Raw genomic sequence first — 9,764 nt, 5'->3', positions numbered from 1 at the left:
TTCGCCGCTCGGCATTGCTGCCTCGCTCGACTTGCATGTATAAGACACGCCACCAGCGTTCGTTCTGAGCCAGGATCAAACTCTTCATTGATTTTCTAAATAGTCTGTCCTGTTTTTCGTAAATTAGACTTCCAAGAAATTTTCTTGGGCCGTCACTAAGCACATCTCCGATTCCTTCAATCTTCCCGAAAGTCTCGCGGGCTTTCGCTTTTTCCTTCGTGACTCGGTTTCGACCTCGTCTCTCAGGAACGGCGCCAATTATAGAATTTTCACGGACGTTTGCAAGGGGCAATTTTGAAAAAAATTCACTTTTTTTCACTTTTTTCGATGAAAACGGGATGTACGCCGCCGGAAATACACAAAGTCAACAATCTATAAACAGAAATCTTTTTTCGGGGTTTAAAAAAAAACGCCCGGGAGCGGAGCTTCCGGGACGTTTTCAATCGCAATTAGGCGTTTTGGCTAACGTTTAGATCTTCTTCACCACGAACATGTGGCCAGGAGCCTTTGCAGGGTCAAGCTTCACATAGTTCTTGTTGCCACGCCATACATAGCTTTCGCCAGTCACGATGTCCTTCAAGAAGAAGAACGAATCGTTCTGGAGGCCAAGCTTAGCCATGTCAAGTTCAACAATACCTTCTTGCACGTGGTCCATGTCCATGTTGCACACGCAGAGAATCACGTCATCGCCAGACTTCTTGGAGTAAACCATGAGCTGGTCGTTCTGAGCGTAATGAAAATCGAGGTTATCGTATTCCTGCAAGGCAACATGTTCCTGACGAGCGACATTCAAACGACGAACAAAGTCTTGAATGCCCGGGCCAGACCAGTTGTGTACTTTGTACTGATACTTTTCGCTATCGGCGAGTTCTTCCTTGATCGGGCTCGGGATGTTTTCGCAGAGTTCATATCCGTTATACATACCCGTAAGGCTCGAAAGCGTTGCAGCCAAGAAGTAACGCTGCTTGAAGGCGTTTGCACCTTTGTATGCAAGATACTTCGGGAAGATATCTGGAGTCGTCGGGAAGAAGATACCACGCATGTATTCCTTAGCGTCGGACTGCGTGAGTTCCTTCAAGTACTGTTCGAATTCCCACTTTGCAGAGCGCCACGCGAAATACGTGTAGCTCATATCAAAGCCAGACTTTGCAAGGCGGTGCATCATCTTCGGGCGCGTGAATGCTTCGGCGAGGAACACAAGTTCCGGGCGCTTTTCCTTCACGTCAGCGATGAGCCATTCCCAGAACGGGAACGGTTTGGTGTGCGGGTTATCGATACGGAAAATTTCAACGCCCTTGTCCGCCCAGAACAAAATAATATTCTCGATTTCCTGCCACAGAGCCTTGTAGTTCTCGTTGTAGTAGTCGAACGGATAAATGTCTTCGTACTTCTTGGGCGGGTTTTCGGCGAACTTGATGCTGCCATCCGGTTCGTGATAGAACCATTCCGGGTGAGACTTCACATACGGATGATCCGGGCTGCAGTTGAGCGCGATATCGAGCGCAAGGCGAAGTCCCTTGGCACGAGCGGCCTTTGCAAAATGTTCGAAGTCCTTCATGGTCCCGAGTTCCGGGTCCACATCGTAATGACCGCCGTTCTTGTTACCAACGGCATACGGGCATCCCGGTTCAAGCGGATTGCCCTTCTTGTCGACCTTGGCGTGGAGCGCGTTGTTTGCGCCCTTACGGTTCGTGACACCAATCGGGTGGATCGGAACAAGGTAAACGGTATCGAAGCCAAGCCCTGCAATGTAGTCGAGCTGCTTTTCGCAATCCTTCCACGTTGCGCTCTTGTTCGGGTCCGTGCCCTGGCTCTTCGGCCACATTTCGTACCACGTACCCACGCGGCTGTAGACCGGGTCCACACGGAGCTTCATCACCGGACTTTCAGTCGGAACGTCCTTCGGTTCCTTGGTCCATGCGCAAATTTTGTATTCGTAATAGCCAATGTTGCCAACCGTGAAGGAGCCTTCCCACAAGTCATTGTCGACAAAGTGCATCGGAGCCTGTTCCCATTTTTTCTTGGAAACGTGGCGGTAAAAAATCGCTGCATCGTACTTTTCGTGACTGTGGCGGAAGATGTCTGCCTGAAGAGTCACAGAGTCACCGGGTTCACGCTTGAGCATGAAGCGGCCGCCCTCAATGCTCGGGCGGATATTTTCAATAACGAGATTTTCTTTTAGAGTTGGAATAGTTGCCATAATGACTAGAATTTAGCAAACTTTATGATTACGATTTCTTCTTATCGCCGTATCTGTAACGGTAACCATAACCGTAGCCATAGCCGTAACCGTACCCATAAGATGAGCCGTCATTGACGCACTGGTTCAAAGCAATAGCCACCTTCTTGAGCTTTGCGATATTGAGCTGGTCAATCGTTTCCTGGATGACTTCTAGGGAATGTTTCTTGTATTCAATCACGACAAGACCAAAGTCGACCAACTTGGCAATCGCCTGAGCGTCCGAAACAAGCGAATTCGGCGGAGTGTCTATCACAACAACATCGTACTTAGCCTTGCATTCGTCAATGAGATCCGCAAAAGCCTTGGAACTGACCATTTCACCCGGATTCGGGGCACGGGATCCCTTTGGCAAGAAATACATTCCCTCGCCCATATCGATAACGCAATCTTCCAGTTTGCTGTTGTTGATCAAGATATCAGAAATACCTTTTTCGCGCGAGTGAGAAAGGCGGGACTTACGCAAGTCAGCGTCCACAAACACAACTCGCTTATTTTGTTTGGCAAACAGGTACGACAAGTTCAGCGACACAAAAGACTTACCGGCACCAGGTGCAACACCCGTCACCATAAGCACGCGCCCGCCCTCATCGAGGAAAGAGAACTCCAACGCCGTGCGGAGCGTACGCACTTTTTCAACAGCAATATCTTCAGGATCAGCCTTCGCCAAGATAAAGCGCTTGTCGCTAACGCCCGGCAACTTGCGGCTGATTTGCGTCTTAGGAATCTTGGCATAGACACTCACGCCCGTTTCACGTTCGATTTCAGAAGACGAACCGACACCGCGATTACGCATGGTATGCAAGAGGTATATCAAGATGACGCTGAAAGCAAAACCACCGCCAAAACCTGCAAGCATAATTTTCTTGCGGTTGGGCTTGGACGGTTTTTCACGAACATAAGCGGGATCCACAATACGCACGTTACCTATTTCACTGGCACGGACCACGCGCAGCTGCTGTATGTTGTTCAAAACGGACGTGTACAGCTGGTTATTGATTTCCACATCTTGCTGCAACTTCAGCACATCTTGTTGGGTGGTCGGCAACTTTTTGGTTTTGTTTTCTTCTTTACCAATTTCGCGACTCAAGCGTTGCTGTTGCTGCACAATCGCCTGCATCGCCGGATGGTCTTCCTTGAACAAGCGAGCTTTTTCCTGATATTCCTGCTGCAACGAGAGCAACTGAGTTTTGAGCGCAATTTGACGTTCAAGAGTCCCCTTCGCTTCGGCACCGAGGTCGATAGTCCCCATCTTATTGCGGTAATCCGTCAACAAACGTTCCGAAGAATCCAATTTTGCCTTGATAGACGGGAGCTGTTCTTCCAAAAATTCCAAGGACTTTTCAGCCTCAGCACTGCGCATTTCGACGTTCTGGCGCACATACGCCTGGGCAATCGCATTTAGCACGTTGGCGACACGATCCGGATAACGCCCCGAAAAGGAAACTTCCAAAATATTCGAGTTTTTTTCTTTTTCATAAGCGTTAATCGCCGACTGCAACCCTTCGGCAACATTCAATACAGAAGACTTAGACAAGCTAAACGACTGCCCTGGCGCTGCATAAATCGCCTTAACACAAATTGCAACGGTATCCGCCCCCATAGGGATGCGATACGTCTCTCCGATTTTACCCACGACAAGACTTTGCCCCATCGGCGAGAACAACTCGTATGAATCCTGCGACTGGACCACGGCAATCCACTTTTTACCCTTTAGGCTTTTATCTTCTCTATCCATTTTAGGCGGTTCAAAAAGATCCAGGTCCATTCGGCCTTCGCGGCGCATGAGCCTATCCACAATACCCTGGGGTTCCGCGGTATAGTTCAAATGCAACTGTTCGACCACAGGCATCAAGACACTCAAGCTCTTTATCAAATGGATTTCGGCAACTGCCGGGCTCTTCGCATCGAACAAGTCGCCAAAGTCAGAAACAGCCTTGCCACTCTTGGACTTCGTATCCAGCTGCAACATCGTCTTATTTTCGAAGGAATCGCGAACATAGCGAGAAACCACGACTCCAACAAAAAGTCCAATAATCGAGAAGAACACAACAAGTTTCCAATGGCGCAAAATGCTATCTAGCAAATCAAAAGAATCGCTAGCCTTGGCAGACATAAACATTGGTTGTTGCGGATTTACTTGTTTATTATTTGGTGTAATTGTCATATATATTCATTCCAACTATCAATGTAAGCCATTAAATCCCTAATTTTTCTCGGACGACAAGCATCAAGAACAGGGTATTGCCAAAAACATAGCGACGCCACATGCGGCGCGGCTCCTTCAGCAATCGATAAAGCCATTCAAAACCAAACTTTTGCCAAACCATCGGAGCACGCTTGTAAGTCCCAGCAAAGAAATCAAAAACCGCACCAATGGTCCCCACATGGCAATGGATATTCAATCGATCCCAGTTGGCATAAGCCCATTTTTCCTGCTTGGGAGCCGTCATCCCAATCCAAAGCAAATCCGGATTAGCTTCGTTAATTGCCTGGATCATGTTTTGGTCATCTTCGATCGTGAACTGAGGCTTGTACGGAGGAGAGTAAGTCACCACTTCCAAATTCGGATACTCATTGGCAGCCCTTTGGCGGATGAGCGTCAGCACCTTTTCGCTGGAGCCAAAGAACATGACCTTGCCCCCCTTCTCGTTCAATTTGCGCATTTCGTACACAAAAAGGTCCCATCCGGCAATGCGCTCCTTGGGGCGGGATTTGCCCTTAAGAAACCGGCAAACGCGGACAATGCTGATACCATCGGGGATCAGCACATCGCCTTTAGTCAGAGCTTCTTCAAACAAGACATCTCGACGGGCGTTGTTGTACGAAAATGCGTTAATCGTATTGATCAACAGCTTGCCCTCGGGGAGGTTATCCAGTTCTGCTCGACTACAGAGGAGATTTAAGTTTTTGATGCATATCATATAATGTACCCATATCCGCTACATTAAAGATAGTTTACTGTAATCATTTTGTAAACTTATTTTTGTTGTAATCTTCAGAAACCGCAACTTTTTTTCAATATTTCTACAATACGTTTTTCAAAAGACTGTAGTGTAAATTCGGACTTGAACTTTTTATACCCGTTTTCGCCATATTGGAGTCGCAAATTTTTATCGAGCAAAAGCTTTTCTAGCGCAGTGGCCAAAGATTCTGCGTTATTTCGTTCGCAAATCAAGCCGTTTTGACCATTTACAACCATATCCGGAATCCCGCCCGCAGCATTTGGGGTGACGTAAACCTATACTTGCCAACCATTGCTGCCCCGTGAACCGGAGGCGGCATGTGCATAATGAAGAGAACTTTGGGTTTAGAATTTATCATAAAACAATTCCTTCTACGCGGCTTCGTTGCAAACAGTTGATTGCAAAATGCACCCTTTCTGCAAACGGTTGTTTGCAAAATTTACAAGGTTCCGCTTTTTCAAATTTTTCCGTTGTAAATTAGGAGCTCTAAACTTAACAGAGGTATAATTATGACTATAAAATCTTTTGACGATCTTGACATTACCGACCCAATTATGTTCGGGCTCGTTTTCAGCAACAAACACATCGCTAAGCCCTTCATAGAACACCTGTTGGGCATCAAAATTGACCATTTGGAGACCCCCATTCCAGAAGCTGTTTTGAGTTACGATGCCGAGCATAAGGGCGTCCGTTACGATGTTTTCGCACGCGAAACCAACGAAACTGGAGAAACAGTCCGTTCGTTCGATTTGGAAATGCAGATGGTCGATACCAAGGAACTCCCGCAGCGTGCGAGATACTACCAAAGCGTGGACGACGGAGTTGCTCTTTCGAAGGGTGGGTTTTACACAAATCTTAAGGAACAATACATCATTTTTCTGTGTCCCAAAGATATTTTTAAGCATGGATTCCCGATTTACCACTTCGAAAATAGGGCTAGAGAGGACACTAACATAACTTTGGGAGACCGTACCTTCAAGAATTTTTATATATTTGGTAAATACGAGGAGTTCGAGAATCCAGTTGTCAAAGCTTATATGAAGTATTTTGCGACACGGAATGCCAATTCCCGTGAAACGAAAACAATCAACGACCAAGTATCCTTTTACAAGGCAGACACTCTCATAAGGAATAAGTATATGACTTACGAATATGAAATTCATGAAAGAGAGGAAAAAGTAAAGCTTGAAATGGTTGACGCCATGTTTGAAAAAACCAAATTGACTGACGAAGAAATTTCCTCCATTTCGGGCATTCCTCTGGAAGAAATTCAAAAACGTCGCACGCAACATCAAAAATAAAACTGTGGCTTTTCACATAAGCTGCAGATCAGAGAGCCACGCTCTCATACATTTTATATAATCATCTTCTAAAATATCTCAACAGACTATTTTTTATTATCGAAAACGAAAGTTTCTGATATTTAAGTTCCATTGCAGGATTTATAAAGAATCGATCAAAGCCTCGATTTATCATCTGCTTATACAGACTAAAATGTTCACATTTTACCTCAACTCTATCGTCGTCATTTCTTAGAGCAGGTTCTGTATATTCCAAACCTTTTATTGCATCATATCGATAAATAGCTAACCCACCAAAACCAGAAGCTACTCTAATCCATTCATCTCCAGGCTTAAGTGTTCCAAAAACATCGGCATACTTTCTTATTCTCGCCTCCGTTTGAGGCTCATCTTGTTCATTCCATAAAGTTAAAGCATAAGTGTCATGATAGCGTCTTCTTAATTTTGGAGACAAGGAATATCCATTTGCACACACAGCATCCCACTCAATTACGCTATCAAAACTATCCAAAATTCCCTTCAAATACAACTGAGCAACATCTAAATCAACAACAATTACATAATCGACGGGCATATCTAAATGATTAATATAGTCCATATATTTATTTCTTAAATTTGCCATTTTATTGATTCGTTTTTGCGAAAAAAACGGATTTACAGAATTTCCCTTTTCAAAGCAAGGAATTGCATTCGTCTTATCGCAATCATTCAACTTAATAATAATTCGCTCTTCGTCTTTTTTCAGCCATTTTTTTAGCAACAGCTTCGTTCGATCAATAGAATCATTCTCATAAACGAAGATTCGATAATCCTTACAATATTGGACAAAATCATCTATAACAGGAATGTTATGTTTCAATCCTTTTTCGGCATTTCTAACAATACCACAAATAACAACAGTCGATTCGGACAACTTTTTCATTTTTATTTAATCATATACATTAAACGGCTCCATATTCTAATCCAGAACGAATTATAAGATATCGCCGACTTGTATAAGTCCTTGTTGATATTGAAGGTTTGTGGATGGACGAATTCTTTATTATCGCCCCTATCAAAATCGCATTTAAAGCGACTATATTTTTTACAATTTGTTCCAAGTCCATCAAAGCCAAAATTTGCAACTTTACTAACGATAGGGAATAGAGAAACTTTATTTTGCAAGAATTGAGCAAAGCAAAAACGGATAGCCCAGGATTTATTTTTTCCGATACGCCAATCATTAAGCATTTTAAAGCAATCCGAACCACCCCATTTATTAAAGGATCGCTTCATCGATTTGTATTTATCCCAATTTTCTAATTCCCAATCTACGGAATTCCATCGGTCTGCCCATGTAGCCCACCCCCAAGAAGAAGAACGGGTACAGAAATACGAGTCAAATAAATAATCAGAAGGCTTTTTCACGCGATTACTATAACCACAAATAGAAAAAACATTCTGTTCACTTTCATACAATCTTAATCCATCATTAATAAACGCCAAAAAATTCTTTGACACAACAAGGTCATCTTCTAGCACTATCACTCGACCATATTGGTTTATGACATGTGTCACTCCAGAAACTATGTTTGGTCCCAAGCCCTTATTTCGCAATGAAAATTCATAATGAATACTTTTGAAACCTGAAATTGATTTAGCATATTTTTGAACATTCTCAACGAGCTCTTTCTCGTTTGTTCTCCCCTCCCTCGCACCATCAACAAAAACAAAAAGGTCACTTTCTTTAGCCTCTTCATTTTCGAGCAAAGAAGCAATCAATCGTTTTAAAGGCTCCAAACGATTAAACGCGAAAATAACTATGGGAGCATACAACATTTTCCTATCCTTTAATTCTATGGTTCCACAATATAGGAAGCAAGCAACGAACATACACTGTTACAAAATGGACTGCGGCTAAGACAACATTCGTTTGCTTTTCAAGATGGAAAGTTTCTTTTGGAGGCATTCCATTTGGCATATTCAAATATTTCCATCGTTTTTTGAACGGTATCTCGGGATCACACCACTTATCTATTCTAGGATGAACATCACATGCTCCAAGAACGATACCACATTGAATCATTTTGATTCCATTTTTTTGAGCCCTGATTCCGTAGTCAAAATCCCCCTTTGAATGACTATAATAGTAATCCAAATTTCCTAGTTTTTCAAATACATACCTAGGCACAAGAACTATATTACCATTAAAATGTTTTACTTCGGTATCTTCTCCATCCGGCGACACAATACCATTTTTATTTCGACCACCATAAGTTACTTTCGAATGAGTCGCAGTATCATGGCATGCACCTACAACAATAGCCTGATCCTTGGACTTTCGAGAAGTGGTAAGCAATTTTTCTATAGCACCATTATAAAGAAATGTATCGTCATTGAGCCAAAGATAAAAATCATACTCTTTAGTCTTGGCAGCAGTATCCCAAGCGGTCCACATACCTCTATTCCAAAAGAGGTTTCCATCGCCATCTATTATGTTTACCTGCGGAAACTGTACCCGAACCGCTTCTGGCGTACCATCAGTACACCCATCATTTGTCAAGTAAACTTCTAAGGAATAATCCTGTGGAATAAATTGCTTAAAAAGATTATCCAAGCAGCGCAAAGTTGTTTCTTTGCGATTAAAGACTGTAAGGAGTGCGGCTATTGTTTTCATACGTTTCTTATAAACCTCGCTGGGTTTCCTGCCCAAATTTGATTATCAGGTATACTCTTAGTCACTACACTTCCCGCCCCAACAATCGAATTTTCCCCAACAGTAACTCCTTTAAGGATTATCGAACGAGCACCAATGAACGCATTATCTTTAATGGCAACAGGCTTCTTAGCTCTATTTTTCATATCATCTTTTGTTTTTCTTATCAAAGGATCAAGAGAATGAAAATCTGTCGTATATATACATACGCCGCCACCAATTTTCACATTATTACCAATAGTGATATCATCGATAGCAACAAGAGCCGCTTGGCTAATTCCAACATTATCCCCTATAGATAAAGTTGCAGTGCGATCAACAAAGAATGTACACGGTTGCGAGCAACCTATCGGATTATGCTTGATTCCATTATTCATCGCAAAATTTTTCCCGATGCTCATTTTACCACCACGAGCCACCATAACATATGGAGTCCCTCCCGTTTTAAAAGAAGAAAATGAAACATTATTCCCTTTAAACCTCAGCCATGTAATGCAATGATTGGCTACATTTGTCAGCTTACTAAATATCAATCTTATTGCTTTATAAATGTGATAAATCAT

At 43.1% G+C, this 9,764-nt stretch carries 8 protein-coding genes and 1 rRNA gene; 1 reads left to right on the top strand and 8 read right to left on the bottom strand.

Going from position 1 to position 9,764, the window contains the following annotated elements:
* From BUC30_RS11685 to BUC30_RS11670, 4 genes are all read right to left on the bottom strand, one after another.
* Positions 1-91 (bottom strand): 16S ribosomal RNA (locus BUC30_RS11685); the annotation flags it as partial.
* 378 nt (positions 92-469) lie between these two features.
* Positions 470-2,200 (bottom strand): alpha-1,4-glucan--maltose-1-phosphate maltosyltransferase, encoded by a 1,731-nt coding sequence (locus BUC30_RS11680; RefSeq protein ID WP_073425011.1) that lies wholly within the window; start codon positions 2,198-2,200, stop codon positions 470-472.
* A 28-nt stretch (positions 2,201-2,228) separates the two neighbouring features.
* Complete coding sequence (locus BUC30_RS11675) at positions 2,229-4,361, bottom strand: polysaccharide biosynthesis tyrosine autokinase (RefSeq protein ID WP_073425010.1); 2,133 nt, start codon at positions 4,359-4,361, stop codon at positions 2,229-2,231.
* Positions 4,362-4,437: 76 nt separating this feature from the next.
* Entirely contained in the window at positions 4,438-5,163 is a 726-nt protein-coding gene (locus BUC30_RS11670; RefSeq protein ID WP_073425009.1) for a WecB/TagA/CpsF family glycosyltransferase, read from the bottom strand.
* 551 nt (positions 5,164-5,714) lie between these two features.
* On the opposite strand from BUC30_RS11670, the gene BUC30_RS11660 reads away from it, so the two are divergent.
* Positions 5,715-6,506: a PD-(D/E)XK nuclease family transposase gene (locus BUC30_RS11660; protein WP_073425007.1), complete on the top strand. Its 792-nt coding sequence runs from the start codon at positions 5,715-5,717 to the stop codon at positions 6,504-6,506.
* A gap of 61 nt (positions 6,507-6,567) precedes the next feature.
* Here the strand turns inward: BUC30_RS11660 and BUC30_RS11655 are convergent, their stop codons facing one another.
* The 4 genes from BUC30_RS11655 to BUC30_RS11640 are packed head-to-tail and all read right to left on the bottom strand — an operon-like array spanning position 6,568 to position 9,764.
* A complete protein-coding gene (locus tag BUC30_RS11655; RefSeq protein WP_073425006.1) occupies positions 6,568-7,428 on the bottom strand; it encodes a hypothetical protein in 861 nt (286 codons plus the stop codon).
* 2 nt (positions 7,429-7,430) lie between these two features.
* Entirely contained in the window at positions 7,431-8,324 is an 894-nt protein-coding gene (locus tag BUC30_RS11650; protein ID WP_073425005.1) for a glycosyltransferase, read from the bottom strand.
* Positions 8,325-8,328: 4 nt separating this feature from the next.
* Positions 8,329-9,162 carry a glycosyltransferase family 2 protein gene (locus BUC30_RS11645; protein WP_073425004.1) on the bottom strand — a complete coding sequence of 278 codons (834 nt, stop codon included), beginning with the start codon at positions 9,160-9,162 and terminating at the stop codon, positions 8,329-8,331.
* Entirely contained in the window at positions 9,159-9,764 is a 606-nt protein-coding gene (locus BUC30_RS11640; RefSeq protein ID WP_073425003.1) for an acyltransferase, read from the bottom strand. Before BUC30_RS11640 ends, BUC30_RS11645 begins: the two co-directional genes overlap by 4 nt.

It is taken from the genome of Fibrobacter sp. UWB7, assembly GCF_900142945.1.
In the GTDB taxonomy this organism is placed as follows: domain Bacteria; phylum Fibrobacterota; class Fibrobacteria; order Fibrobacterales; family Fibrobacteraceae; genus Fibrobacter.
The sequence above is the reverse complement of the archived record's forward strand: the minus strand, read 5'-3'. Positions and strand labels throughout refer to the sequence as shown.

What these genes read in the sequence shown, in the direction of transcription:
- BUC30_RS11680 (WP_073425011.1), bottom strand. Translation starts at nt 2,200, where the DNA reads ATGGCAACTATTCCAACTCTAAAAGAAAATCTCGTTATTGAAAATATC.
- BUC30_RS11675 (WP_073425010.1), bottom strand. Translation starts at nt 4,361, where the DNA reads ATGTTTATGTCTGCCAAGGCTAGCGATTCTTTTGATTTGCTAGATAGC.
- BUC30_RS11670 (WP_073425009.1), bottom strand. Translation starts at nt 5,163, where the DNA reads ATGATATGCATCAAAAACTTAAATCTCCTCTGTAGTCGAGCAGAACTG.
- BUC30_RS11660 (WP_073425007.1), top strand. Translation starts at nt 5,715, where the DNA reads ATGACTATAAAATCTTTTGACGATCTTGACATTACCGACCCAATTATG.
- BUC30_RS11655 (WP_073425006.1), bottom strand. Translation starts at nt 7,428, where the DNA reads ATGAAAAAGTTGTCCGAATCGACTGTTGTTATTTGTGGTATTGTTAGA.
- BUC30_RS11650 (WP_073425005.1), bottom strand. Translation starts at nt 8,324, where the DNA reads ATGTTGTATGCTCCCATAGTTATTTTCGCGTTTAATCGTTTGGAGCCT.
- BUC30_RS11645 (WP_073425004.1), bottom strand. Translation starts at nt 9,162, where the DNA reads ATGAAAACAATAGCCGCACTCCTTACAGTCTTTAATCGCAAAGAAACA.
- BUC30_RS11640 (WP_073425003.1), bottom strand. Translation starts at nt 9,764, where the DNA reads ATGATTTATCACATTTATAAAGCAATAAGATTGATATTTAGTAAGCTG.